At 42.5% G+C, this 26,911-nt stretch carries 27 protein-coding genes; 12 read left to right on the top strand and 15 right to left on the bottom strand.

Annotated features, from left to right (window positions below; all coding sequences use genetic code 11):
* Positions 1-19: 19 nt before the first annotated feature.
* Positions 20-1,120 carry an A/G-specific adenine glycosylase gene (mutY, locus tag VCA1004_RS08925; protein WP_408646854.1) on the bottom strand — a complete coding sequence of 367 codons (1,101 nt, stop codon included), beginning with the start codon at positions 1,118-1,120 and terminating at the stop codon, positions 20-22.
* Positions 1,121-1,282: 162 nt separating this feature from the next.
* On the opposite strand from mutY, the gene trmB reads away from it, so the two are divergent.
* Positions 1,283-2,002 carry a tRNA (guanosine(46)-N7)-methyltransferase TrmB gene (trmB, locus tag VCA1004_RS08920; protein ID WP_086981446.1) on the top strand — a complete coding sequence of 240 codons (720 nt, stop codon included), beginning with the start codon at positions 1,283-1,285 and terminating at the stop codon, positions 2,000-2,002.
* A gap of 99 nt (positions 2,003-2,101) precedes the next feature.
* Complete coding sequence (glsB, locus tag VCA1004_RS08915; RefSeq protein WP_086981445.1) at positions 2,102-3,025, top strand: glutaminase B; 924 nt, start codon at positions 2,102-2,104, stop codon at positions 3,023-3,025.
* 157 nt (positions 3,026-3,182) lie between these two features.
* Here the strand turns inward: glsB and hemW are convergent, their stop codons facing one another.
* The 7 genes from hemW to VCA1004_RS08880 form a co-directional block, all read right to left on the bottom strand.
* Positions 3,183-4,352 carry a radical SAM family heme chaperone HemW gene (gene hemW / locus VCA1004_RS08910; RefSeq protein WP_086981444.1) on the bottom strand — a complete coding sequence of 390 codons (1,170 nt, stop codon included), beginning with the start codon at positions 4,350-4,352 and terminating at the stop codon, positions 3,183-3,185.
* Positions 4,353-4,361: 9 nt separating this feature from the next.
* Positions 4,362-4,970 carry an XTP/dITP diphosphatase gene (locus VCA1004_RS08905; RefSeq protein ID WP_086981443.1) on the bottom strand — a complete coding sequence of 203 codons (609 nt, stop codon included), beginning with the start codon at positions 4,968-4,970 and terminating at the stop codon, positions 4,362-4,364.
* 87 nt (positions 4,971-5,057) lie between these two features.
* Positions 5,058-5,507 (bottom strand): DUF4426 domain-containing protein, encoded by a 450-nt coding sequence (locus VCA1004_RS08900; protein ID WP_086981442.1) that lies wholly within the window; start codon positions 5,505-5,507, stop codon positions 5,058-5,060.
* A gap of 11 nt (positions 5,508-5,518) precedes the next feature.
* On the bottom strand, positions 5,519-5,815 hold the full coding sequence (gene yggU, locus VCA1004_RS08895) for a DUF167 family protein YggU (RefSeq protein WP_086981441.1): 297 nt from the start codon (positions 5,813-5,815) through the stop codon (positions 5,519-5,521).
* Between the two features lie 21 nt (positions 5,816-5,836).
* On the bottom strand, positions 5,837-6,391 hold the full coding sequence (locus VCA1004_RS08890) for a YggT family protein (protein WP_086981440.1): 555 nt from the start codon (positions 6,389-6,391) through the stop codon (positions 5,837-5,839).
* 29 nt (positions 6,392-6,420) lie between these two features.
* Entirely contained in the window at positions 6,421-7,239 is an 819-nt protein-coding gene (proC, locus tag VCA1004_RS08885) for a pyrroline-5-carboxylate reductase (protein WP_086981439.1), read from the bottom strand.
* Between the two features lie 125 nt (positions 7,240-7,364).
* Entirely contained in the window at positions 7,365-8,084 is a 720-nt protein-coding gene (locus VCA1004_RS08880) for a YggS family pyridoxal phosphate-dependent enzyme (protein WP_086981438.1), read from the bottom strand.
* Between the two features lie 25 nt (positions 8,085-8,109).
* Here VCA1004_RS08880 and VCA1004_RS08875 point away from each other — a divergent pair, with 25 nt between their 5' ends.
* Genes VCA1004_RS08875 through VCA1004_RS08865 form a run of 3 tightly spaced genes read left to right on the top strand, consistent with a single transcriptional unit; the run spans position 8,110 to position 10,746 of the window.
* The gene (locus VCA1004_RS08875) at positions 8,110-9,138 is read left to right on the top strand and encodes a type IV pilus twitching motility protein PilT (protein WP_086981437.1); all 1,029 of its coding nucleotides are present in this window, start codon (positions 8,110-8,112) and stop codon (positions 9,136-9,138) included.
* Positions 9,139-9,170: 32 nt separating this feature from the next.
* Positions 9,171-10,277, top strand: coding sequence for a PilT/PilU family type 4a pilus ATPase (locus VCA1004_RS08870; protein ID WP_086981436.1), 1,107 nt, complete (start codon positions 9,171-9,173; stop codon positions 10,275-10,277).
* A gap of 40 nt (positions 10,278-10,317) precedes the next feature.
* On the top strand, positions 10,318-10,746 hold the full coding sequence (locus VCA1004_RS08865) for a DUF3293 domain-containing protein (protein ID WP_086981435.1): 429 nt from the start codon (positions 10,318-10,320) through the stop codon (positions 10,744-10,746).
* Positions 10,747-11,014: 268 nt separating this feature from the next.
* Here the strand turns inward: VCA1004_RS08865 and ruvX are convergent, their stop codons facing one another.
* The 7 genes from ruvX to metK all read right to left on the bottom strand — a co-directional run bounded on the left by ruvX (position 11,015) and on the right by metK (position 16,898).
* Entirely contained in the window at positions 11,015-11,440 is a 426-nt protein-coding gene (ruvX, locus tag VCA1004_RS08860) for a Holliday junction resolvase RuvX (RefSeq protein WP_086981434.1), read from the bottom strand.
* Positions 11,441-11,481: 41 nt separating this feature from the next.
* On the bottom strand, positions 11,482-12,045 hold the full coding sequence (locus tag VCA1004_RS08855; RefSeq protein ID WP_086981433.1) for a YqgE/AlgH family protein: 564 nt from the start codon (positions 12,043-12,045) through the stop codon (positions 11,482-11,484).
* Between the two features lie 139 nt (positions 12,046-12,184).
* Positions 12,185-13,135 (bottom strand): glutathione synthase, encoded by a 951-nt coding sequence (gene gshB / locus VCA1004_RS08850; protein WP_086981432.1) that lies wholly within the window; start codon positions 13,133-13,135, stop codon positions 12,185-12,187.
* 57 nt (positions 13,136-13,192) lie between these two features.
* The gene (gene rsmE / locus VCA1004_RS08845) at positions 13,193-13,924 is read right to left on the bottom strand and encodes a 16S rRNA (uracil(1498)-N(3))-methyltransferase (protein ID WP_086981431.1); all 732 of its coding nucleotides are present in this window, start codon (positions 13,922-13,924) and stop codon (positions 13,193-13,195) included.
* A gap of 78 nt (positions 13,925-14,002) precedes the next feature.
* Positions 14,003-14,488, bottom strand: a complete 486-nt coding sequence (locus VCA1004_RS08840; protein ID WP_197715832.1) for a SprT family zinc-dependent metalloprotease — start codon at positions 14,486-14,488, stop codon at positions 14,003-14,005.
* A 210-nt stretch (positions 14,489-14,698) separates the two neighbouring features.
* Positions 14,699-15,475: a DUF2189 domain-containing protein gene (locus VCA1004_RS08835; RefSeq protein ID WP_086981430.1), complete on the bottom strand. Its 777-nt coding sequence runs from the start codon at positions 15,473-15,475 to the stop codon at positions 14,699-14,701.
* A gap of 271 nt (positions 15,476-15,746) precedes the next feature.
* Positions 15,747-16,898: a methionine adenosyltransferase gene (gene metK, locus VCA1004_RS08830; protein ID WP_086981429.1), complete on the bottom strand. Its 1,152-nt coding sequence runs from the start codon at positions 16,896-16,898 to the stop codon at positions 15,747-15,749.
* Positions 16,899-17,434: 536 nt separating this feature from the next.
* Here metK and tkt point away from each other — a divergent pair.
* From tkt to VCA1004_RS08795, 7 genes are all read left to right on the top strand, one after another.
* Positions 17,435-19,429 (top strand): transketolase, encoded by a 1,995-nt coding sequence (tkt, locus tag VCA1004_RS08825; RefSeq protein ID WP_086981428.1) that lies wholly within the window; start codon positions 17,435-17,437, stop codon positions 19,427-19,429.
* Positions 19,430-19,628: 199 nt separating this feature from the next.
* Positions 19,629-21,089: an oligopeptide:H+ symporter gene (locus VCA1004_RS08820; RefSeq protein WP_086981427.1), complete on the top strand. Its 1,461-nt coding sequence runs from the start codon at positions 19,629-19,631 to the stop codon at positions 21,087-21,089.
* Between the two features lie 153 nt (positions 21,090-21,242).
* Positions 21,243-22,283: an erythrose-4-phosphate dehydrogenase gene (epd, locus tag VCA1004_RS08815; RefSeq protein WP_086981426.1), complete on the top strand. Its 1,041-nt coding sequence runs from the start codon at positions 21,243-21,245 to the stop codon at positions 22,281-22,283.
* A 230-nt stretch (positions 22,284-22,513) separates the two neighbouring features.
* Positions 22,514-23,677: a phosphoglycerate kinase gene (locus tag VCA1004_RS08810; RefSeq protein WP_086981425.1), complete on the top strand. Its 1,164-nt coding sequence runs from the start codon at positions 22,514-22,516 to the stop codon at positions 23,675-23,677.
* Positions 23,678-23,869: 192 nt separating this feature from the next.
* Positions 23,870-24,946, top strand: a complete 1,077-nt coding sequence (fbaA, locus tag VCA1004_RS08805; protein WP_086981424.1) for a class II fructose-bisphosphate aldolase — start codon at positions 23,870-23,872, stop codon at positions 24,944-24,946.
* A gap of 270 nt (positions 24,947-25,216) precedes the next feature.
* On the top strand, positions 25,217-26,080 hold the full coding sequence (mscS, locus tag VCA1004_RS08800; protein WP_086981423.1) for a small-conductance mechanosensitive channel MscS: 864 nt from the start codon (positions 25,217-25,219) through the stop codon (positions 26,078-26,080).
* A gap of 97 nt (positions 26,081-26,177) precedes the next feature.
* Complete coding sequence (locus VCA1004_RS08795; RefSeq protein WP_086981422.1) at positions 26,178-26,882, top strand: oxidative stress defense protein; 705 nt, start codon at positions 26,178-26,180, stop codon at positions 26,880-26,882.
* Positions 26,883-26,911 lie beyond the last annotated feature (29 nt).

Genomic DNA, 26,911 nt, shown 5'->3' with positions numbered 1-26,911 from the left:
GAGCTCCTTACATGAATGGTTAATCGTTAAGTTCATAAGGCAAGCTGTGCAGCAATTGTTTTACTGGCGCAGCAAGTCCAACTTCTTTTGGTTGTTCTAAGTTATACCAAAGACCTTGTTGGGCTTCCATCACCAAACAGGGTAGTTGTTTCAATTTTACTAAGATTGGCGTGATCTCGAGATGATAATGGCTAAAAGTATGACGAAAAGCGGTTAAGATTCGAGTTTCATCAATGATGTTAGCATGGAATCCACGCTTATCTAATAAAGCATCAATGTGCTGATCTTCATGTTGTGGAAAGCAGAATAACCCTCCCCAAATGCCACTTTGAGGGCGCTGTTCTAACCAGACCTGATGGTCGTGATAAAGCATCACAAACCAAGTTTGTTTGGTCGGTTTGTCTTTCTTCGGCTTTTTACCAGGAAAGTCTAATTGACGTTGTTGTGCTTTAGCTTGGCATTGGGCTTCAACTGGGCATAAATCGCACTTAGGACGGCTGCGAGTACAGACTAAAGCGCCCATATCCATCATCGCTTGATTGTACTTATCAACGTCAACAGAGGGGGTGTGTTGCTCTGCAATTTGCCATAATTGATTTTCGACGGCTTTTTGCCCCGGCCAGCCTTCAATAGCAAAGTTACGAGCTAGGGTTCTTTTGACATTCCCGTCTAAGATGGCATGAGGCTGTTTATAGACAGAAGATAAAATGGCCGCTGCGGTTGAGCGCCCGATACCAGGAAGCGCGTTTAATTGTTCAATATCGGTTGGAAACTCGCCTTGATATTGCTGCTCAACAATTTGTGCGGCTTTGTGTAAGTTGCGTGCTCGGGCGTAATAGCCAAGACCTGTCCATAGATGCAGCACTTCATCTTGATGAGCATGAGCTAAATCGGTCACGCTAGGAAAGCGCTGCAAAAAACGTTCAAAGTAGGGGATCACGGTCGTAACTTGAGTTTGTTGCAACATAATTTCTGACAGCCAAACGGTATAAGCGGTCTTGTTTTGTTGCCAAGGTAAGGTTTTACGGCCGAAGTTGTCATACCATGCTAAAATAGCATCAGAAAATGCACTCACGATTTGCTCTTTATTTGAATAATAATGAAGCGCGAATTGCACCATAGCTTAGGTTTTAAGTAAACCATGTAAATTAAGTGGACTTTTGAGTGAGATTCATAAATTTTTACGGATAAAGCTTGCACCTTGACGGTATCTTTGGATAATTCTCACCCTATTTTTAGAACTCGCCAATCATGAGACTTGGCATAACCTTCAGGCAAAAAAATGACAGAAGTAACAACAAACGAAGTGAATGAAGAAGGCAAAATTGTACGAAGAATTCGTAGTTTTGTTCGCCGTGAAGGGCGCTTAACCAAAGGTCAAGAAAAAGCGATTGAAGAATGCTGGCCAACTATGGGTATTGACTTTGTTCAACAGCGTCTTGATTGGCAACAAGTGTTTGGTAATGACCATCCGGTTGTGCTTGAAATTGGCTTCGGTATGGGTGCATCATTGGTCGAAATGGCAAAAAATGCACCTGAGAAAAACTTTATTGGTATTGAAGTGCACAGCCCTGGTGTTGGTGCCTGCTTAGCGGCAGCGCAAGAAGCCGGAGTTACGAATTTACGTGTGATGTGTCATGATGCGGTTGAAGTGTTTGAGCACATGATCCCAGACAGCAGTTTGACCACATTACAGTTGTTCTTCCCTGACCCATGGCATAAAAAACGCCATCATAAGCGTCGTATTGTGCAACTGGGTTTTGCTGAAATGGTGCGTCAAAAACTGATTTTGAATGAAGGCATTTTCCACATGGCAACCGATTGGGAAAATTATGCTGAACACATGGTTGAAGTGATGAATGCGGCTCCAGGTTTTGAGAATATTGCGACGGATGGTGATTACATTCCTCGTCCTGATGAACGTCCTCTGACGAAGTTTGAAGCTCGTGGGCATCGTTTAGGCCATGGTGTCTGGGATATTAAATTCCGCCGTAATGCCTAATTAAAGTCGATTTTATCCGTGCCTATTTAAAGCCAGTCACTAAGGTCACTGGCTTTTTTGTCCTTTGTCACTTGTCCTAACATTGAAGTTGGAGTTGTTATGTGTCAACCATCCAAAGAATTACTCACCGATATTCTTGAACACGTTCGCCCTTTAATCGGTAAGGGAAAAGTTGCGAATTATATTCCGGCTTTGGCGAATGTCCCTAACGATAAGCTGGCAATGGCGATTTATACCAATGAAGGTGAAGTCATTAAAGCAGGGGATGCGGATGAGGAATTTTCGATTCAATCGATTTCGAAAGTGTTGAGTTTAACTCTGGCGATGCAAATTTATCAGCCTGAAGAAATTTGGCGTCGTGTAGGGAAAGAACCTTCAGGACAAGCATTTAATTCGATGATCCAGCTTGAAGTTGAGCAGGGGATCCCTCGTAATCCGTTTATTAATGCCGGTGCTATTGTTGTGGCTGATATGCTGCAAACGCGTCTGTCTGCGCCAAGGCAGCGTTTATTGGAATTTGCCCGTCAGTTATCCGGTGATACTCATATCGTGTATGACAAAGTGGTTGCGGCCTCAGAAATGTTGCACAGTGATCGTAATGCGGCGATTGCTTATCTGATGCGCTCATTTGGGAATTTTGAAAATGAAGTGATCCCGGTTTTAAATAACTATTTTCATGCCTGTTCATTAAAAATGAGTTGTGTGGATCTGGCGAAAACCTTTAGCTATTTAGCGAACAAAGGCCAGTCGGTGCACACCAAGAAACAAATCATCGCACCAAATCAAACTAAGCGCTTGAATGCGTTATTAGCCACTTGTGGTTTATATGATGGGGCGGGTGAGTTTGCATTTCGCGTTGGGATGCCGGGTAAATCGGGTGTCGGCGGCGGCATTATTGCGGTTATTCCGGGAGAAATGACGATCGCAGTTTGGTCACCAGAGTTAGATAAATCTGGTAACTCTCTAGCTGGAACCGCTGCACTAGAATTGCTTTCAACGGAGTTAGGGCGCTCAATTTTCTAATGGCGCTTTTCTGATGAGGCGTAGCTCGTGACTTGAGCGAGTCGCGAGCTACGATAACACCAAGCGTACTCATTATCTGACCATTTAATTAGGGTGATTGACCTAATTAGCGTGATTGCTATAACGATGTTTTTCTGCAAGGAGTCAGCGCCCCTGCTTACTCATCGTCGACAAATAATTCAATCAGATCGTTAAAGAATAACTTTCCTTTTTGTGTTACTTGCCAACAAGCCTCAGTGTCATGGATAAAGCCTTGCGTGATCGCTTGGGCAATCGGCTGGGCAATGGATTCAAGAGTCAGACCGGTGCGTTGAATAAATTCGGCTTTAGGGCACGCTTCAATTAAGCGAAAGCGATTCATAAAAAACTCAAAGGCTCGGTCGTCTAATTCGACTTGTTGTTCGCTGTCTAAATAAGGTTTTACTAAATTTTGATAGGCAGCGAGATAGCCTTTAGGGTGTTTTATTTTGGTGGTGCGGACGATTCGCCCATCAGCAAAGCTGAGTTTGCCGTGTGAGCCACAACCAATCCCTAAATAGTCCCCAAAATGCCAATAGTTCAAGTTATGACGACATTGGTAACCTGGCTTACTGTAACCTGAGATTTCATACTGCACATAGCCTGCTTCGGTTAAACGTTGGTGGCCTTGCTCGAAAATATCCCACAAATCATCGTCATCGGGTAACACTGGCGGTTTTGAGTAAAACAAGGTGTTAGGTTCAATCGTGAGTTGATACCAAGATAAGTGATAAGGGTTCAGCTCAATCGCTTGCTCTAAGTCGGCTAAAGCTTGCCCTTGAGTTTGATTCGGTAAGCCATGCATTAAATCCAAATTGAAGCTGTTTAAGCCGATTTGGTGAGCCAGATGTGCGGCATTGATTGCCTCTTGCGGACCATGAATACGGCCTAATGCTTGAAGTTTTTCTTGTTCAAAGCTTTGCACACCAATCGAAATTCGATTTACCCCTTGAGTTTGAAATTGAGCAAAACGCTCCGCTTCAATGGTGCCTGGGTTCGCTTCCATGGTGATTTCAATGTGATCTTCAAAAGGCAGTAACGCTTCAATTCCTCGTAATAAACGGCCAATTTCTTGTGGCGATATCAGGCTAGGTGTACCGCCACCAATGAAGATCGAATGCAATAAGCGAGGGGTTTGCTCAAGTTGATATTTTTCGATATCCGTTTTGAGATCATCGAGTAAAGCATCGATATATTGCGTTTCAGGGATCTCGCCTTTTTGAGCGTGAGAGTTGAAATCACAATAAGGGCATTTTTGTACGCACCATGGAATATGGACGTATAAACTCAGTGGTGGAGGCGTTAACACAAGCAAGCCTTAAGCAATAAATTGAGGGGAATCAGAGAGTGCAGCGAACAGTTTTTGTAACGCTTTACCGCGATGTGAAAGTTGTTTTTTGCGTGTTGGCTCCAGCTCGGCAGAAGAACAAGCCTCTTCTGGCACCCAAAAGACAGGATCGTAACCAAAGCCATTGTTACCTTGTGTTTGTTCTAAAATACGGCCTTCCCATTGACCATGACACACTAATGGCGTGGGATCATTTTCATGGCGCATCAGCACCAACACACAATGAAAACGCGCGCTGCGTTGTTCACTTGGGACGCCTTGCATTTCCACAAGTAATTTTTCGATATTCTTTTGATCGGTTGCCCCTTCACCAGAAAAGCGTGCAGAGTAAATGCCGGGTGCGCCTTTTAGGTAATCCACCTCTAAGCCTGAATCATCGGCAATGGCAGGTAAGCCCGTTGCTTTGGCGGCATGGCGCGCTTTAATAATGGCATTTTCAATAAAGGTGCTGCCGGTTTCGGCTACTTCTGACACGTTATATTGGCTTTGTGCTTCTACATCGAAACCAAACTCGGCCAGTAGATCCGCCATTTCTTTGACTTTACCTTGGTTACCGGTGGCTAAAACTAATTTTTTCATGAAATGTCTCAATAGATGTCGGATGATTGTTTGTTATATCGTTTGTTAGAGCGTTTGTTGTGTACATAGCAGATAGGTATTAATCATTTACTCTTCTACATAAAAGGTTTGATTAAAGCGAATAGGGCCACTTCCTACGGTGCCAGCATCGACTTGAATATTGAAACTCAATTGCTCTTCATTGGTGATAGGAAACTCGGCTAAATAGTAGATAGCGGGGCCTTCTTTCACTTGTTTAAACTGAAGCTGTCGGGTTTGGCCCAATAAGTTTTGACTGCTGCCGGTAATCTTGGCATCGACGGCAGGAGTACCCAATTTACTGGTATCCAGTACGCTAATATTTAAAATGGCGGAATAACCATTACGCTTTAACTTATATTGTCGCGCCACTTCAGGCGTCAGCATGGCCGAGTTAAAAGCTGAATAATGTACCTGACTGTGCTTAATCGTCTTAAATTGTTCAGCATAGCTGGGGAAAGACAATAAGCTGAATAAGGCTGGTAGTATTATCAACGAGCGTAAGGTCCACTTTTTCATTCGCTATTCCTTTAATTAGAGAGTAGAGCGTCAATCTCAGTTGGGATCTGGTTAGGCGATAAAATTCGGATGGTTTTATGCCTTCCTAATTCCCCTTTTTCTACGCTGACCGCCCCTTTGGCGACTTTAAATTGTTTAGCTAGGTATTTACTTAAGTAAGCATTGGCTTTGCCATCAATTGGTGGTGCGGTAATGGCAATTTTTAGCTCATCACCATGAAGACCAACAATGGCGTCTCGGCTAGCTTTAGGCTGAATATAAACGCGCAGGAGTAAATCGTCTCCTGCGCGTTGAATTGGATTTGTCATGTTTCTTCTAATAAATCGTGATTATAGTTGATACCAAATTGGGCCAAAGATATCGCCCATCAAATAGTTGGCAAACTGTAAGATTAAAAATAGCACTAGTAAGCTAAAATCAAAACCACCCATAGCAGGAAGAATGCGGCGGATTGGGGCCAGCATCGGCTCTGTCAGTTGCATCATCACATATTCGACAGGGCTACGACCTTGGCTGACCCAGCTTAAAATCGCGCGAATTAATAAGATCCAGAATAACAGCCCACCAGCGGCTTTAATTAACGCTAATGCGCCAAAGAATAAAAAGCTGACGTTAAAGACTAAACTGCCATTGGAAATCAAAATTAGGCAGATAAACTTTAAGACACTGAGCGCATAGGCAAATAATACTGTGGCGAGATCCAGATTCCCAATCGAAGGAATAAGTCGGCGTAAGGGAGCCACAACCGGTTGGGTGGCTTTCACGACAAATTGAGAAAATGGGTTGTAAAAATCGGCCCGCGCCATTTGTAGCCAGACACGTAAAATTACAATCATAATGTAAAGATCGAATACGGTGGAAACGAGGAAAGTCATCGAATTCATGTTGTTGAAAGCCTTTTGGTGTAAATAAATTAAATTAGTTTTTCCATCTCTTCAGCGCGCTTGACCGCCGCTTGCATAGCTTGAGCAACGATGTCTGAAAGATGATGTTCATTAAATGTACGAATCGCTTCCGCGGTGGTTCCCCCTTTAGAGGTCACTTGTTCACGTAAGGTCGCGAGATCTAACTCTGGATTGGCGATGACCATTTCAGCTGCGCCAAGGGCCGATTGTTGGACTAATAAGCGTGCGGTATCTTGATTGAAGCCTTGTGCCATTGCTTCTTTTTGCATCGCTTCCATAAATAAGAAGAAGTAAGCAGGAGCACTGCCTGCAGCGGCAATGATATTATTGATCCCCGATTCTTCATCAACCCAACAAATTTCACCGACTGCCGCCATTAAGTCGCCAGCAAAATCTTTATCGTCTTCAGAAACTTTATCGCTGGCGTATAAACCACTCATGCCTTTGCCAACAAGAGAAGGCGTGTTCGGCATCACTCGAATCAAGGCGACTTCTTGAGCTAACATGTCATTTAAGCGTTGGGCTGAGATACCTGCCGCGATCGAAATGATCAGCTTATTGCTTAAATCAAGGTGTTGCAGCTGTGCACACACCTCAGCCATCATTTGAGGTTTTACCGCTAAAATAACCACATCGGCCTTTTCAACCGCTTGGTTATTATCGGTAGTGGTATGAATACCGTAACAGTCACATAAATGTTTCAGTTTACTTTCATCACGGCCAGTAGCCGTAATTTGTGTTGCTTTATAACCACTTGAGAGCATGCCCGCAAAAATCGAGCGAGCCATGTTACCAGAGCCAATAAAACTGATTTTACGTTGTTCCATATGCGACTATCCTATTTTAAATGAATGGCTTCCATTGCTTAAGCTCGCCAGTATACCCGATCCTATTAATCGACGGTTTGAGTTTTTTATAAAACTGCGTTGATGGCATCAAAGAGTCATCAAATCTATTTATGGTAATCTCTGGCACCGAAAATAGCCGTACCAATACGAACCATGGTGCTCCCCGCTTCGATGGCTGCTTGCATGTCACCACTCATTCCCATCGATAAGGTGTCCACTTGTGGGTAGCGTTGATTTAATTTGCGATTAAGTTCCGCCAATTGTTTAAATGCCCTTAGTTGAGATGGGTAATCAGAAACATTTTCCGGAATCGACATCAATCCTCTTAATGTGAGGTTAGGTAGCGCATTTATCAACTCAGCCAAGTGAAAAATATCGTCTTGATTGGTGCCAGATTTGCTGGCTTCACCGCTAGTATTGACTTGAATGAGAACTTGTAATGGACGTGCCTGCTCCGGTCTTTGATCATTGAGGCGTTGGGCTACTTTTTCTCTATCCACCGAATGAACCCAATCAAAATTTTCTGCGATTGGTCGAGTTTTATTAGATTGAATAGGACCGATAAAGTGCCATTCTAGTTTTGCCTCGGTATAGTGTTGGGCAAAATAGTGAATTTTTTCTATGCCTTCTTGGACGTAATTTTCGCCAAAACAGGTCTGTCCAGCATCAATGGCGGCTTTTAATGCTTCAATTGGCTTAGTTTTGCTCACCGCTAATAGCTGTACTGAGTTAGAATGACGGGCATATTGTTGTTCTGCCGCATGAATTTGTTGTCGGATTTGTTCAAGGTTTTGTTGAATCGTATTTTGATCAGAACACATCATAATTTTTCTTCAATAAGGAATATAAATGGATATTGCTGAGTTATTGGATTTTAGTGTAAAGCATAATGCATCAGATCTACATCTTTCTGCAGGCGTTCCGCCGATGTTGCGTATTGATGGTGATGTGAGAAAGTTAGAAATGGATGCTTTCACTCATGCTGAGGTACATGCGTTAGTGTTTGATATCATGAATGATAAGCAGCGCAGTGAATTTGAAGAAAAATTAGAAATTGATTTCTCATTTGAATTACCTGAGATCGGGCGCTTTCGTGTTAATGCCTTTAACCAATCTCGCGGGGCGGCGGCAGTTTTTCGCACTATTCCCAATACTATCCCAACTTTTGAAGATATCGATGCTCCGGAAATCTTTGAAAAAATAGCCAATTATGAAAAAGGTTTAGTATTAGTCACCGGGCCGACTGGCTCAGGTAAATCGACTACCTTAGCGGCAATGGTCGATTATATTAATCGTAATCATAAAAAGCACATTTTAACGATTGAAGACCCCATCGAATTTGTTCATTCGAGTAATAAATGCTTAGTCAATCAGCGTGAAGTGCACCGCGATACCCATAGTTTTGAAGCGTCGTTACGTTCGGCTTTACGTGAAGATCCCGATGTGATTTTAGTTGGGGAATTGCGCGACCAAGAAACCATTGCATTAGCTTTAACGGCGGCAGAAACCGGACATTTGGTCTTTGGCACTCTGCATACCAGTTCTGCCGCGAAAACCATTGACCGTATTATTGATGTTTTCCCCGGTGCAGATAAAGACATGGTGCGCTCGATGTTATCGGAATCTTTGCGTGCGGTGATTGCACAAAAACTATTTAAACGTAACGATAAAGGCCGTATTGCCTGTCATGAAGTAATGATTGCTACGCCTGCGATTCGTAACTTGATCCGTGAAGATAAAGTGGCACAAATGCTCTCTATGATTCAAACCGGATCGTCGCTTGGCATGCAAACCATGGAGCAAGCTGCACGTCAATTATTGTTGCAAGGCTTGGTCACAAAAGAAGAAGTGGAAGCCAAAATCGGAAGTATTGCCTAATTAATGTCACTGGATCAGTTATAGGAAACGTCATGCAACTCTCTCAAATATTAGACATTATGGTGTCATCAAAAGCCTCGGATATTTATTTAACCGTTGGAGCGCCTTGTTTATTTCGGGTGAATGGTGAGCTGAAACCGCAGGGTGAGCCTTTAGATCGTCATGCCGTTGAAGCGCTATTATTTGAGATGATGGACGCTGAGCGCCAAGCTGATTATCAAGCTACTCACGAAGCTAATTTTGCTATTGTCAGTGGCAGTGGGCGTTTTCGTGTGAGTGCGTTTTATCAGCGAGAATTGCCAGGAGCGGTACTACGACGTATTGAAACTCAGATTCCGAGTATGGAAGCGTTGAATTTACCTGAAATATTGAAAAGCGTTGCTGTGGCTAAGCGTGGTTTAGTGCTGGTGGTTGGGGCGACGGGCTCTGGAAAATCTACTTCGATGGCCGCCATGACGGGCTATCGTAACCAGAATCAAAGTGGGCATATTTTAACAGTAGAAGACCCGATTGAGTTTGTGCATGAACATCAGCAATGTATCGTGACTCAACGTGAAGTAGGTTTAGATACAGAAAGTTATGAAATCGCCTTAAAAAACTCATTGCGCCAAGCACCGGATATGATCTTAATCGGTGAGATTCGTAATCGTGAAACCATGGAATATGCCATGACGTTTGCAGAGACTGGGCATTTATGTATGGCAACATTGCATGCAAATAATGCCAACCAAGCGTTAGAGCGTATTTTACATTTAGTTCCTAAAGAGCAAAAAGAACAATTTTTGTTTGATTTGTCTCTAAACTTAAAAGCGGTGATTGCTCAGCAATTAATACGTGATAAAGAAGAAGATAAACGTCATGGGGTGTTTGAGGTGCTATTGAATACGCCAAGGGTTTCGGATTTGATTCGTCGAGGCGAGTTGCATGAGTTAAAAACCACTATGATGCGTTCCAAAGAATCAGGTATGCAAACTTTCGACCAAGCGCTGTTTGATTTATTACAGCAAGATAAAATCAGTTTAGAGGATGCCATGCATTGTGCTGATTCTGCCAATGATTTGCGTATGATGTTGAAATCCGCCAATTCTGGATCAAGCTTTACGAGCAATAAGCTTAAAGATATTAAAATTGATTTGTAGTTAACCTTAACTAAGGTTAGTTAAATAAAGGTGTGTCTCAATGGATCAAGACCTCGTTTATCATTATGAAAACACCACATACCGTGTCACTATTTCAGGGCAGCAGTTTGACTTAAAAATAGGTCATCACCACGAGCCGTTTGAACATTATTGTCAAGCCGCAGGGATCCGCCAATGGGCCATTATCACGGCTTTTAATCCGTACTCTAGATCCAGCCCCGAGGCAGAAAATCACTCGGCTAATCATCAACTACAACAAGAATTAATAGAGTTAGGCTTTGCGATTCACTCTGGCGATGGGGTTCCTAGCTCAGACTCTGACTGGAAGACCGAAGAAGGGTTTTTCATTACCAATATTAGTATCGATAAGGCGATAGCTTTAGGTGAAAAATATCGACAAAATGCCATTGTAGTAGGAGAGGTTGGGCGAGTCATGCCACCCAACCTAGTTAACCTCAGCTGCGGATAACTAGAAGTCACTCAATACAGCACTTTGGGCGTCTAACTTCGTTAAAATCAACGCAATAGGCCAGCTATTGACTTATGATTTTGCCTTGTTAGCCATCCCAAATTGCAATATTGAGAGAAAGTAATCAACCCTATGTACCTGATAGATTTTTTATCTTTTATATATCATAAGGTTAGACTTGTTATTGTGACGCTCTTATCCGCAGTTGAGGTTAGTTAAATTTCGTTAATAAAAGCAAAATGGGGTTAAGCAAAGGTAGTAAGGCGTTTTATTGATATTGGCTCTCAAACCAGCTTTCTAAAATGACGACAGCCGATTGGCAGTCAACATTACCTTTACTCAGGGCTTTATACCCTCCCATCGAGAATAACTCTGCTCTTGCTTCTTGGGTGGATAGACGTTCATCGTGTAACGTCACTTGCACTCGGAATCGACCATGTAGTCGATTGGCGAATTTACGTGCTCGAGCGGTGATGTCAGTTAAGTCTTTTCCTTGCATATCTGTGGGTAATCCAACCACCACAAGGTCGGGTTGCCATTCCTTAATTTGCTTTTCAATATCACCCCAATTAGGGATCCCATCTTGAGCTTTAAAGGCTTTTAATGGCGAAGCTGTGCCGGTAATGGTTTGGCCAATAGCGCTGCCGATGCTTTTGGTTCCGTAATCAAAGGCCATGATAGTTTGGTTGGACATGTTTATTCTCAATATAAAACAGGGTAGAGGGCGATTATAGTCTAAGCATGGCCAGCATCACCAGAGAGTTGCGAGACACTAATGCCTAATAGCTGTACAGCTTTTTTCCAGCGAGAATGCGCAGGAGTTGTAAATAAAATATCTAAATCTGCAGGAACGGTTAACCAAGTGTTGTCGAGTAATTCTTGTTCTAATTGCCCAGCATCCCATCCAGAATAGCCGAGTGTCACAATAAAGTGTTTGGGTTCGGCTTCTGTACCAAGAACGGTCAAAATATCTTTTGAGGTCGTCATAGCAAGGTGCTCGGTAATATCAATACTGGATTGGTAAGTGTCTTTGCGAGTGTGTAAAACAAACCCACGGTCATTGGCCACAGGGCCACCATTTAATAGTGGGGCGGATAAACTTTGTTGGCAAATCCTTGGGTGGACAGGTTGAATATCGATTTGAGTGAGCATGTTTTCAATATCAACGCCAACTGGATCATTAATGATTAATCCCATTGCGCCATCATCATTATGTTCACATACATAAATGACACTACGAGTAAAATGCGTATCTTTCATGCTTGGCATCGCAATGAGAAAGTGATTGGTTAAGTTCATCCGCCTTCCTTATTATCCAAGGTCCTTGACGCTAGGTGATTGAAGCTAGGTGATTCAAACAAGGTAACTGAATCTAAGCCCATTAAAATGAGACTATGTTAACAATGGCCGCCTCAAGACGACCATGTATTTCAGTAGATTAACGAGCGGCCACGTGACGTTCAATGGCATCCATTAATTTACCGGTAATAGAAATATCAAATGCCGCTTCAATTTCTTTAATACAAGTTGGGCTGGTGACATTAATTTCCGTTAATTTGTCTCCGATGACATCTAAGCCAACAAAAATTAGGCCTTTTTGTTTTAATGTCGGAGCCACCGCTTGAGCAATCTTAAGGTCGGTTTCACTCAGTGGACGAGCTTCACCACGGCCACCAGCGGCTAAGTTACCACGGGTTTCCCCTTTAGCTGGAATACGCGCTAAGCAATAAGGCATCGGTTCACCATCAACCACTAAAATGCGCTTATCACCATTACTGATATCAGGGACGAAAGTCTGCGCCATCGCATAGTTTTGGCCATGATTGGTCAGTGTTTCGATGATCACTGAGACGTTTGGATCGTCTTGTTTCACTCGGAAAATAGATGCGCCACCCATACCATCTAAAGGTTTTAAGATCACATCGCCATGCTGTTCACGGAATGCTTTAATTTTTTCTGCTTTACGCGTCACTAAGGTTGTCGGGGTTAGCTCAGGGAACCAAGCGGTAAATAATTTTTCATTACAATCGCGCAAGCTTTGAGGTTTATTTACGATGACAGTGCCTTGCTCTTCAGCACGCTCTAAAATGTAGGTTGCGTAGATATATTCGGTATCAAAAGGCGGATCTTTACGCATTAATACTGCGTCGAGCTCTGCAAGGTCAATCGATTGTTCACTGGTAAATTCGTACCATTTATTTTTATCATCAAATAGTGTGACGATTTTGGTATCGGCTAATGGTTTGCCTTGCTCAAGGTGCAGATCCGACATTTCCATGTAATGGATCTCCCAGCCACGACGCTGCGCTTCTAATAGCATGGCGAAGCTTGAATCTTTTTTGATGTTAATGGTAGAAATCGGGTCCATTACGATGCCAATTTTCATCATTGATACTCCATAGTTGGCGAATGCATGAATACCAGTATTTGGTATGAAAGTTGCCTATTAGCCGAGATCGCCGAAACGAACTTGTAAGGCGGTTATTGCCGCTAAACCTGCGGTTTCTGTGCGTAGTACACGAGGACCTAATAAGGTTTCTTCAAATTGATATTGTTCGGTCATTTGAATTTCTTCATCTGACAACCCACCTTCAGGGCCGATCAATAAGCGGACTTTAGTGACAGGGGCAGGTAAGGTGTTGATTGAGTATTTTGCTCTTGGGTGCAAGTTCAGTTTTAGGCCATCGTAGTCTTCTGCGCACCATTGCTCAAGCTGCATTAAAGGGCGAATGGTAGGAACAATATTACGGCCACATTGTTCACAAGCGGCAATCGCAATTTTTTGCCATTGTTGCAGTTTCTTTTCAAAGCGTTCGGCATTGAGCTTGACGCCACAACGTTCTGAAATTAATGGAGTGATGGTATTAACGCCGAGTTCTACGGCTTTTTGAATGGTAAATTCCATTTTATCGCCACGGGAAATAACTTGCCCTAAATGGAGATCTAAAGAAGATTCAATACTACGTTCAACTCGTTCTTGAAGTGCTACGGTAACGTTTTTTTTCGATACGGAAGAAATGATGGCGGGAAATTCTGCTCCTGAACCATCAAATAACAGAACTTCTTGCCCTGTGGTCATGCGTAGGACACGGCCAACGTGACCGGCGGCATCTTCAGATAGGTTAACTTCTCCCAATCCAACAAGGGGTTGAGGGTGATAAATTCTAGGGATTCTCATGTAGTGACCTGTGTAAGCTCAAGCGCTTTTCTTAACATGGATGTTTTTATAGTAAAAAACAAGGGCAAATGGATTAACTTATTGTTGAGGTGTTAGTGGTGTGCCACAGATCGTGCAATGATACTGGGTTTGGCGGCGTAACACTTTATTGTGTCTGCGAATGGATAGCTGATGTTCGCGACACTGGCACCAATAAGGGAAAGTTTGTCCTTGTACTGATGAAATATCAAAATTGTGCCGTGTTGTCGGCGTTAAATTGAAGATGTGGCCCATGACATATTGCCATTCCTTACCGTGAGGTTTCACCCTTCCAAATTGATGATACACCACTAAGTGGGCCAATTCATGAGGGACAACTTCTTGAACAAATGCTTGCTCGTTTTCCAGTAATAACGTTGGATTTAAACGTATTTGCCATTGTCGTAAATAAGCTTTACCTGCCACCTTACCACGCACATTATATAAGATTTCAGGCATCGAAAATGAACACCCCAGAGCCTGCTGTGCTTTGGTTAAGTGTGTGATTAAGCTGCGTTGAATATTGTGTTGTATGTGAGGGGGAATCGTTGTTGTCGCCACAATCAATCTCGAATTAAACCTGAACCTTGGCTTAAACTATAAACCAGAGTACAAGTCTAATCGAGATTGCTTCATGACACCATCTTTGCTGACCAATCAAGGGCAAACAAGAGTCGATAAGACGACTTAATGTTTATGAACTCATATTTAAGCGCCAATATTTATGGGGCAATATTTATGAGTCAATCTGTTAGGCTAATGCTTACGACGAATGGTTTGACGATAGCCATGCCAAGTGGCAAACCCTAAAATAGGCATTGTTAAGATCATGCCAATACCTGCGGTAAGAAAGCCAAAGGCAATCCCTAACGCAATCAGCACGGCCCACAGCACCATCGGCGCTACATTTTTTTTCACTGCATTAAAGCTCGTAAATACAGCGGTCATCATATCTACCCGTCTTTCCATCATTAAAGGAATGGAAAATGCAGAGATAGAAAAAATCAGGGCAGAGAAAATTAACCCAACCACGGAGCCACTTACCAAGAAAGGTAAAAATGCAGTTAAAGAGGCTCCTTGCATTTCAGGGTATAAAGCATGCAATAAAGAAGCGACTCGCATCCAAAATATCATGGCAACACAAAGCAGAATCGCAAAGCCCCATTGAGAGACGCCATTACGCTTAATGGCTTTCATTGAATGAAAGAGTTTGGGTTGATGCTGCTTTTCTATTTGCCAACTGGCATCGTATAAACCGAGGGCGAGAAAAGGACCAATCAGCATATAGACTATCAAGCTTGGAAAAATCACCAAATGGGAACCTTGTAGATAAACGAGCCATTCGATAGCGGCGGCGGCAATGGCAAAGCAAACCCCGTAAAAGAAACTGATCACAGGAGCTTTGAAAATATCGCTTAGGCCGAGTTTTATCCATTGTAACGGTGCGGTCAAAGGAAGGCTTTCACAAGGAATGGTGCGCGCATACTCGTGGTCTGGGGTTTTAAAATCGGTTGGTTTTGCTGTGCGAGGCATAAATCCTCCTTAACACTGTAAGAATAAAGAATGTAAGAATAAAGTCTGTGGGTTACCGTCTTTACTTTTTTGTTTATAACTACTGGTTTGTTTATAGCTATTGGCTTGTTTATAACTATTGGTCGAGTTAGCTGTAATTACAAATAATGATGTAAAAATATTTTGTAGGGCGGTGGGGGCAAGCGGAAGTTATTTAGGGGTTAATACAATAAAAAAAGCCCCGACAGCAAGGGTCAGGGCTTAATCATTCAGCGTTTAGTTAGCGTAAATATTATAATCCAGCAAACGCGCGGATTGCTTCGGCTTTGTCGGTTGCTTCCCAAGGGAATTCTTCACGTCCAAAGTGACCGTAAGCAGCCGTTTTCTTATAGATAGGTTGTAGTAGATTCAACATTTCTTGTAGGCCGTATGGGCGAAGGTCAAAGTGTTGACGTACCGCTTCTACGATGATGTCAGAAGGCACTTTTTCAGTACCAAATGTTTCCACCATGATTGAAGTTGGATCTGCCACGCCGATAGCGTAAGAAAGTTGAATTTCACAACGGTCAGCAAGACCAGCTGCCACGATATTTTTCGCCACGTAACGAGCCGCATAAGCTGCACTACGGTCTACTTTTGATGGATCTTTACCAGAGAAAGCACCACCACCGTGACGAGCTGCGCCGCCGTAGGTATCGACGATGATCTTACGACCAGTCAAACCACAGTCACCCATTGGACCACCGATAACAAAACGACCAGTTGGGTTAATGAAGAACTTGGTTTCTTTAGATAACCATTCTGAAGGCAGTACTGGGTTGATGATTTCTTCCATTACCGCTTCACGTAGATCGGGCGTTGAGATGGAATCACAGTGTTGCGTAGAAAGCACAACCGCATCGATACCTACAATTTTACCTTGATCGTATTGGAAGGTAACTTGAGATTTAGCATCAGGGCGTAAGAAATCCAGTTTGCCATTCTTACGTACTTCTGCTTGTTTTTGTACCAGTAGGTGAGAGTAAGTGATTGGTGCTGGCATTAATACATCGGTTTCGTTACATGCGTAACCGAACATAATACCTTGGTCGCCTGCGCCTTGATCTTTAGGGTCAGCTTTATCTACACCTTGGTTGATGTCTGGTGATTGTTTACCGATGGTATTTAATACTGCACAAGAGTTAGCATCAAAGCCCATATCTGAATGGACATAACCAATTTCACGAACGGTTTCACGAGTGATCTCTTCGATATCAACCCATGCAGAAGTGGTTACTTCACCGCCAACCATTACCATGCCGGTTTTTACGTAAGTTTCACACGCGACACGTGCTTTAGGATCTTGCTCTAAAATTGCATCTAATACGGCATCAGAAATTTGGTCAGCAATTTTATCCGGGTGACCTTCAGATACAGATTCTGATGTAAATAAATGTTTAGACATTCGCAAATGCTCCACTTTAAATCACCACGTTCACTGGAGGGTTACTGAGGGTGATTGAGTTAGAAAAGACGCGTTAGCCTGTCATTTCTCATCATCGAGTGGAGAGAGAAACTACGGATTGGCTTAACGCGTCTTATTAAAAATAGTTAAGTATTAAAACACTCTGTTTGTAGGTGTTTCTACATCTAGACGTCTATTTTAGTTTTGATTAGTCGAATTACAAGACTTTTTTGCAAATAAAGAGGAACAAATGATAACCAAGAAGAGCATAAACTGACGCTGAGGACTCCAATTAGCAGGTAGAGCTTGCGCTTAGGCATTCGATTGCGCTCTCATAAATGTTGGTGTGGCTGACAATTTATGTGACCTTGATAAAAAAGCCCGGAAAAGAGCGAAAAAAAGGCATTTTTGACTCCGTTAATATTTGCAGTCATGCGGGGGCTTTGCGACAATACCGAGCAGCATTAAGGCGGGCTCACTCTCTAAGCTTGCTTTTCCAACCTTAATAAATCGCTTATGCAAATCCAGGAGCAGACATGACGTCTCGTAAAGATCTAGCAAATGCAATCCGTGCACTGAGCATGGATGGTGTTCAACAAGCTAATTCCGGTCACCCAGGTGCCCCAATGGGCATGGCCGATATCGCTGAAGTGCTTTGGCGTGGTCATTTAAATCATAACCCACAAAACCCAGAGTGGTTTGATAGAGACCGTTTCGTGCTATCCAATGGCCACGGCTCAATGTTGATTTACTCTTTACTTCACCTTTCTGGTTACAACCTTCCTCTTTCTGAACTGAAAAACTTCCGCCAACTGCACTCTAAAACTCCAGGCCACCCTGAATACGGTTACGCACCTGGCGTTGAAACGACGACGGGTCCTTTAGGCCAAGGTATCACCAATGCGGTTGGTATGGCATTAGCTGAAAAAGCACTCGCGGCACAATTTAACCGCGAAGGTCATGATATCGTTGATCACTTCACCTACGTTTTCTTGGGTGATGGTTGTTTAATGGAAGGTATTTCACACGAAGCAGCTTCTTTAGCGGGTGTGTTAGGCCTAGGTAAATTAGTCGCGTTCTGGGATGACAACGGTATTTCTATCGATGGTCATGTAGAAGGTTGGTTTGCTGATGATACGCCTAAGCGTTTTGAAGCTTACGGCTGGCATGTTATTCCTGCGGTTGACGGTCACGACGCTGACGCTATTGAAGCGGCGATCGAAGCTGCAAAAGCAGATCCTCGTCCAACGTTGATTTGTACTAAGACGGTGATCGGGTTTGGTTCTCCAAACAAAGCTGGTACTCACGATTGTCACGGTGCGCCACTAGGTGCTGATGAAATTGTTGCAACTAAAGCACAACTTGGTTGGGAACACGGACCATTTGAAATCCCGGCTGACATTTATGCACAGTGGGATGCTAAAGAAGCAGGCGCAGCGAAAGAAGCCGCTTGGAACGAAAAATTAGCCGCTTATGAAGCTGCTTACCCAGAGCTTGCTGCTGAATTCAAACGTCGTATGGCGGGTGATTTACCTAAAGAGTGGGAAGAAAAAGCGAGCGCTATTATTGCTGATCTTCAAGCTAATCCAGCCAACATCGCATCTCGTAAAGCGTCACAAAATGCCCTAGAAGCATTTGGCCAAATCCTACCTGAGTTTATGGGCGGTTCTGCAGACTTAGCGCCATCGAACTTAACCATGTGGTCTGGTTCTAAATCTTTGACTGCTGAAGATGCTTCAGGCAACTACGTCCACTACGGCGTACGTGAATTTGGTATGACGGCTATCATCAATGGTATCGCACTACACGGCGGTTTCATTCCTTACGGCGCAACTTTCCTAATGTTCATGGAATACGCGCGTAACGCAATGCGTATGGCTGCATTGATGAAAGTGCAAAATATCCAAGTTTACACCCATGATTCAATCGGCCTAGGCGAAGATGGTCCAACTCACCAACCGGTTGAGCAAATGGCCTCTCTACGTATGACGCCAAACATGAGCACATGGCGTCCATGTGACCAAGTTGAATCTGCTGTAGCTTGGAAACTGGCGATTGAGCGTAAAGATGCGCCTTCAGCGTTAATCTTCTCTCGTCAAAACCTAGCACAACAAGAACGTACGGCTGAGCAACTAGCGAATATCGCGAAAGGTGCTTACATCCTGAAAGATTGTGCCGGTAAACCTGAGTTAATCTTGATTGCCACTGGTTCTGAAGTTGAATTGGCCGTTGAAGCAGCTGCGCAACTTTCGGCGGAAGGTAAACAAGTACGTGTCGTTTCTATGCCATCTACCGATGCATTTGATAAACAAGATGCGGCTTACCGTGAATCTGTATTGCCATCAGACGTAACAGCTCGTGTTGCAATTGAAGCGGGTATTGCGGATTACTGGTACAAGTACGTTGGCCTAGATGGTCGCGTGATCGGTATGACAACATTTGGTGAATCAGCGCCAGCAGGTGAACTCTTCAAGCTATTTGGCTTTACGGTTGACAATGTGCTTTCTGTATCAAGAGAATTGATGGCTTAATTCGCCCTTAGTCATACAGGAAAATGATTGAAGCTGAGCATTTAGGTGCTCAGCTTTTTTTTATTTTAATTTAAAGTCATAGTTTGTTTTTTATCAATTTAATGTTTATTTATTCGTTTTGCTTGAATAAATAGTTTGTCTTTTGGTTTTGCTTGTGTATATTTTTCTTTCTTAAATGTTGTTTTTTATGAGGGATATTATGCAGTTATCTTCTCAGCCTAAAGGGCTTGTGCACCTTGTTGCTGTTCAGATGTGGGAGTTTTTTAGTTACTATGGCATGAGAGCGCTATTGATTTTATATCTGACTGATAAGCTGTTAATGTCGGATACTCAAGCGTATGCCTTGTATGGTGCTTACACTTCTTTAGTTTATGTCACGCCAATTATTGGTGGCTATATTGCTGATAAATACCTAGGTAATTATTGCTCTGTTATCGTTGGTAGTATTTTGATGATTATTGGCCATGGTGTAATGAGCATTACCAGTGATACTCACATTACCTTATATGCGGCATTAGCCTTAATCATTTGTGGTTACGGTTTCTTTAAAACAAATTCCAGTTGCTTACTTGGCGAGCTTTATAAAAAGAATGAAAGTGCTCGTGAAAGTGGCTTTTCTCTCTCTTATATTGGCGGCAATATAGGCTCTGCACTTTCACCAATTCTATGTGGTTATGCGGCAAGCCAATGGGGTTGGCATGTAGGCTTTGGGCTGGCTGGGATCGGCATGTTCATTGGGTTATGTATTTTCTTATCAGGCAAACGTAATTTTGCTCAAGTAGAAGGCATTAAGACACAAGCATTACTGACCAAGAGCGCTGGCTTATCACATTGGCAATGGCTAGTATTGGGTTTAGTGATGTCTATGGTTGGGCTGATGTTTGCCTTACAAGAGCTGTGGGCTGGCTACATTCTTGCTGCTATTTCTTTAATATCACTGACGAAAATATTATCTTTGTATAAAACCTGCTCGGCTGAAGATAAAAAGAAACTCAACTCAATCATGTATTTTATGGTGTTTGGTACGGTTTTTTGGGCCTTCGACCAACAAGGTGGTAGCTCTATCAGTTTGTTTATTGATAGAAATATGGATACCACGATCGGTGGCTATGAGATCCCAACGGCATTCTTCCAATCGATTAACCCTGTGGCAGTGATTATTGGTGGTTTAGCGGTCACTTGGTTATGGAAAGCTTTAGCCTCTAAAAGTATCTCGGTGAAAACATTAACCAAATTGAATATGGGATTATTATTGTTGACCGCAGGTTTCGCGCTAATCATGTTGTCGGCAAAATTGGCGATGGCGACAGGGCATACAACGTTCTTATGGTTGCTAATCGGCTTGTTTTTCATTGGGACGGCTGAGCTATTTATTGATCCGGTGGCATTGTCTGCGATTACTCGCTTAAATCCACAAGGTTCCACCGGGACGCTTGCGGCCATCTATATGTTAGCCAGTGGCTCTTTGGCAAACTACTTGGCGGCGAATATCGCGTCAATGGCGTCATTAGATTCAGGAACAACGAATAGTGCTATGGATCTAATTTCGGCAGCAACACAATATCACCAGGTATTCCAATCCATATTCTATGTCACGATGGTGGTGTTAATTTTAGGGGTCTTTGCCGCCTTTAAACATCGTCACGAACCAGATATGTAAGCGTCCATTAAGTTAATTATTTTACGCCAATATCGAGCTCTGTTTTATGCAGGGCTCTTTTTGTATGGTTGCACGTTTAAAAAGATGTGAGTGCGCCGTCTAAAGAGCTTTGATAGACTTCGAGCGAGTGTTCACAATGATTAAGAAGGATTTATGTTAAGGCTAGCTATTAATGGATTTGGTCGAATTGGCCGCAGTGTATTACGTGCCTTGTATGAAAGTGGTAAAAACCAATCGATTCAAGTGGTTGCCATTAATGAACTTGCTGAGCCTGAAGGAATGGCGCATCTACTTCAGTATGATTCAAGTCATGGGCGTTTTTTTAAATCAGTTAGCCATGATCAAGAGCACCTGTTTATTCATCATGGTAAACAAAGTGATGCTGGGTTTGATTCGATTCGAATCTTGCACCTTAATGATCTTAAGCTATTACCTTGGAAGGACTTAGACGTTGATATTGTTCTGGATTGTACGGGTAAATTTGGCTCGCAAGCCGATGGCCAATTGCACATACAAGCCGGGGCGAAGAGAGTGTTATTTTCTCACCCTGGCGCAAATGATGTCGATAACACCATCATTTACGGTGTGAACCATGAATCGTTAACCTCACAACATCATATTGTGTCTAATGGTTCTTGTACCACCAACTGTATTATTCCCGTCATAAAAGCACTCGATGAGTCTTTTGGGATTGAGTCGGGAACCATCACGACCATCCACTCCTCGATGAATGATCAGCAAGTCATTGACGCTTATCATGCGGATCTACGACGTTCACGTGCTGCAAGCCAATCAATCATTCCTGTTGATACTAAGCTGCACTTAGGGATCGCGAGAATCTATCCTAAATTTGCTGATAAATTTGAAGCAATTTCAGTGCGAGTGCCTACAATTAATGTCACGGCGATGGATTTAAGCGTTACGGTTCACAAAAACGTAAAAGTTGATGACATAAATCAATCCATAGTAGAAGCATCTCGTTGTACATTGGACGGCATATTGGATTACACCGAAGCCCCATTGGTTTCGATTGACTTTAACCATGATTCACACAGTGCGATAGTCGATGGTTCGCAAACTCGAGTGAGTAATTATCGCTTAGTGAAGATGTTGGTTTGGTGCGATAACGAGTGGGGATTTGCAAATCGTATGCTCGATACTGCCCAAAAAATGGGAAGCTTAATTGAAGCATAGCGTTCTTTATTCTTATGTGGTGAAAAATTATTCGTTTTTTTATTTTTTAGCTTGAAATAATAAATCGACGCCCCCACTATATTGAGTATTGAAATTGTAAGCAGCAGGCTTTCATTATTGAAAACGGAAAGCTGAATGCAAAAGCATGAAAAAGATTTTTATCATTGGGCATAAGCCAAGTGATCACAGTTTAAATATTATTAATTTCATTAACTTTGAGAGGACAAACAATGTCTGTAATCAAGATGACAGACCTGGATCTTGCAGGTAAACGTGTATTCATCCGTGCTGACCTTAACGTGCCAGTGAAAGAGGGTAAAGTAACTTCAGATGCTCGTATTCTTGCATCTTTACCAACGATCAAAACTTGCCTAGAAGCCGGTGCTAAAGTGATGGTAACTTCTCACTTAGGTCGTCCAACTGAAGGTGAATACAACGAAGAGTTCTCTCTACAACCTGTTGTCAATTACTTAAACGACGCATTAGATTGCGAAGTGAAACTAGCGAAAGATTACCTAGATGGTCTTGAGCTAAACGCAGGTGAATTAGTTGTTCTTGAAAATGTTCGCTTCAACAAAGGCGAGAAGAAAAACGAAGAAGAACTTTCTAAAAAATACGCAGCATTATGTGATGTATTCGTGATGGATGCATTTGGTACGGCTCACCGTGCTCAAGCGTCTACTCATGGTGTTGGTATGCACGCGCCAATCGCTTGTGCAGGTCCTCTACTTGCTAACGAACTTGAAGCTCTTGCTAAAGCAATGGATAAGCCAGCACGCCCAATGGTGGCTATCGTTGGTGGTTCTAAAGTATCAACCAAACTAACTGTTCTTGAGTCTCTATCTAAAGTTGCTGACCAATTAGTTGTTGGTGGTGGTATCGCAAACACCTTCATCGCAGCTGCTGGCCACAATGTTGGTAAGTCTCTATATGAAGCTGATTTAGTCGATACAGCGAAAAAATTAATGGAAACTTGTGCGATTCCTGTTGCGACTGACGTGGCATGTGCAAAAGCATTTGATGAAAACGCAGAAGCAGAAATTAAACACGTTTCTGAAGTTCAAGACGATGACATGATCTTCGACCTTGGCCCAGATTCAACAGCACAACTTGCTGAAATTCTTAAAGGCGCGAAAACTATTCTTTGGAATGGCCCTGTAGGCGTATTTGAATTCAAAAACTTTGAAGCAGGTACTCGTGGTATTTCTGAAGCTATCGCTGCTTCTGAAGGTTTCTCTGTTGCAGGTGGTGGTGACACACTAGCGGCTATCGATAAGTTCGGTATCAAAGCAGACGTATCTTACATCTCAACAGGTGGCGGTGCTTTCCTTGAGTTTGTAGAAGGTAAAGTATTACCTGCAGTCGCTATGTTAGAAGAGCGTGCTAAAGCATAATCTTGGTTTAAGGCGGGAGAAAATTCTCGCCTTTTTTACGTTTGTAGATTTTTATCTGTTGCGTTGAGCACAGTGTGTGAATTAGAACCGTTTATTGCTACAATGCGCGCGTGAATCAAGCAAACGTTTATTTAATTAACGATTTCGTTCTTTGAACGGGATTTTAAACGATAGAAAAATAGGACTAAACCCATGTCTAAGATCTTCGATTTTGTAAAACCTGGTGTTATCTCTGGTGATGACGTACAGAAAGTTTTCGCAGTAGCGAAAGAAAACAACTTTGCTCTTCCAGCAGTAAACGTTGTAAACACTGACTCTGTAAACGCAGTACTAGAAGCAGCAGCGAAAGTTAAAGCTCCAGTAATCGTTCAATTCTCAAACGGTGGCGCTGCTTTCTTCGCTGGTAAAGGCATTAAGCTTGAAGGCCAAGGTGCACAAATCTTAGGTGCAGTTGCGGGTGCAAAATACGTACACGCTATCGCTGAAACTTACGGTGTTCCAGTAATTCTTCATACTGACCACGCGGCTAAGAAACTTCTTCCTTGGATCGACGGTCTACTAGATGCAGGTGAAAAACACTTTGCAGAAACTGGTAAGCCTCTATTCTCTTCTCACATGCTAGACCTTTCTGAAGAGTCTCTAGAAGAGAATGTTGAAACTTGTGCTAAGTACCTAGAGCGCATGGCTAAAATGAACATGACTATCGAAATCGAACTAGGTTGTACTGGTGGTGAAGAAGATGGCGTAGATAACTCTCACATGGACGCATCTGAGCTTTACACTTCTCCAGAAGACGTTGCTTACGCGTACGAAAAACTAAACGCAGTTAGCCCACGTTTCACCATCGCGGCTTCTTTCGGTAACGTACACGGTGTTTACAAGCCAGGTAACGTTGTTCTAACTCCAACTATCCTACGTGATTCTCAAGCGTACGTTTCTGAGAAATTTGGCTTACCAGCTAACTCTCTAAACTTCGTTTTCCACGGTGGTTCTGGTTCTACTGAAGCTGAAATCCAAGAATCTATCGGTTACGGTGTGATCAAAATGAACATCGATACTGATACTCAATGGGCTACATGGGATGGCGTTCGTCAATACGAAGCGGACAACCACGATTACCTACAAGGTCAAATCGGTAACCCAACTGGTGCTGAAGCGCCAAACAAAAAATACTACGATCCACGCGTATGGCTACGCGCAGGTCAAGCGTCTATGGTTGCTCGTCTTGAAAAAGCATTCGCAGACCTTAACGCTATCGACGTATTATAATTCGTCACTTTTTAGTGTTTGATAAAAGCCTCACAGCAATGTGAGGCTTTTTTTATTTCTGCAGTTTTTAATATAAAAAAGCACGAAGTTATTAATAATTCGATGAATTCTTTGAATATATCCTAACAAATGGTTTCCAGTCTTAAAAAAAATGGCTATATTGTATTTATGTTTATTGTCGATATATTCCCTAACTTTAAGAAACCTTTTAGGTTATCGATAAAACATATATAACCCATCCTAGATTCATGTAATTTATAAGGAAGAGACATGGCAGCTGAAGATCAAGTGACAGAAGTCGCTCACGCTATTGCTCCAAAGCTAACAGATTGGTTTACCGCGAACTCTGATTTGTTAATGCAATACTGTGTGAACATTATTTCTGCTTTAATTATTCTTTTTATTGGTAATATTATTGTTAAAGCGATCAGTAACAGTGTTTCTAAAGTTTTAGAAAAGAAACAAATGGACCAAGCCGTTGTGCATTTCATCGGTTCACTGGTTCGTTACCTGTTATTTGTAATCGTTCTTATTGCAGCGCTTGGTCGTGTTGGTGTTGAAACGGCTTCTGTTGTTGCGGTTATCGGTGCCGCTGGTTTAGCTGTTGGCCTAGCTCTACAAGGGTCTCTTTCAAACTTTGCCGCTGGTGTATTGATTGTGGCATTCCGTCCTTTCAAAGCTGGTGATTATGTTGAAATTGGTGGTGTGGCAGGTAGCGTTGAGTCTATCCAAATCTTCCAAACCGTGTTGACTACACCAGATAATAAAATGATTGTCGTACCAAATAGCGGTGTGATTGGTGGTGCGATTACTAACTACTCTCGCCATGCAACTCGTCGTATTGACTATGTCATTGGTGTTTCTTACAAAGCCGATCTGAAGAAAACAAAAGAAGTGATCACCCGCGTTTTAGAAGCGGAAACTCGCTTGCTTCCAACGCCAGCACCGACAATTGGTGTCGTTGCACTAGCGGATTCTTCTGTAAACTTTGTGGTTCGTCCTTGGGTTAAAACGGATGAATACTGGGCTATTTACTTTGATCTTCTACAAGCGATTAAAGAAGGTCTAGATGAAGCGGGTATTGAAATCCCATTCCCACAAATGGATGTACATTTGAATAAGCTTGAAGATTAATCTCGTCAGCTTTATGTCATAATTTACGAAAAGGCGCATTATGCGCCTTTTTTTCTTGGTAATATGCGACTTACTTTCTTATACCTATGAGGTAGTTATGAATTATTTTATCAAACCTATTGCACTTTTGACTGTCATCTTTTTTAGCTTAAATTCATGGGCCGTTGAAGCAGGTACACCAACACTGTCAACCAGTGGTTATGGTGAAATGACGGCTAAACCAGATATGGCTGTGTTTACAGTGGCTATCCAAACCGAAAAAACTCAAGCAGATCAGGCGAAAAAAACGGTCGATACTGTGGTGACTCAATTTATTTCAGTTTTGAATAAACAAGGGGTAAAAAGGGAAGATATCCAAAGTGGTCATTTACAATTATCGCCTCAGTACACTTACCCTAAAGATGAAAAACCAATATTAAATGGCCATCAAGCGGTGCGTTATATTACGGTGACCGTTAATCAGCTTGAGAAATTGAATGCTTTATTGGATGCAGCATTAGATTCTGGTGTGAATCGAGTTAATAATATTCAATTGAAAGTAAAAGATGAAACTCAATATAAGCAAAAAGCACGTCTCGCAGCTATTGCGGATGCTAAAGAGAAAGCACAGGCTGTCGCAACCGGTTTTGATGCTCAATTAGATGGTGTGTGGTCGATTGAATATCATAACAATAGCGTGCGACCAGTGGTGATGGCGAAATCGGTAATGATGGAAAGTCAGGCCATCGATCAATCTTATCAAGATCAATCAATTGTTATTTCAGATAAGGTTGATGTGGTATTCAAGATTAAAAATAAATAATACGATTGGTCTAATGAATAGATATAAAA

This window comes from Vibrio aphrogenes (genome assembly GCF_002157735.2).
Taxonomy (GTDB): Bacteria; Pseudomonadota; Gammaproteobacteria; order Enterobacterales; family Vibrionaceae; genus Vibrio; species Vibrio aphrogenes.
This window is presented reverse-complemented; position numbering and strand designations above follow the sequence as displayed.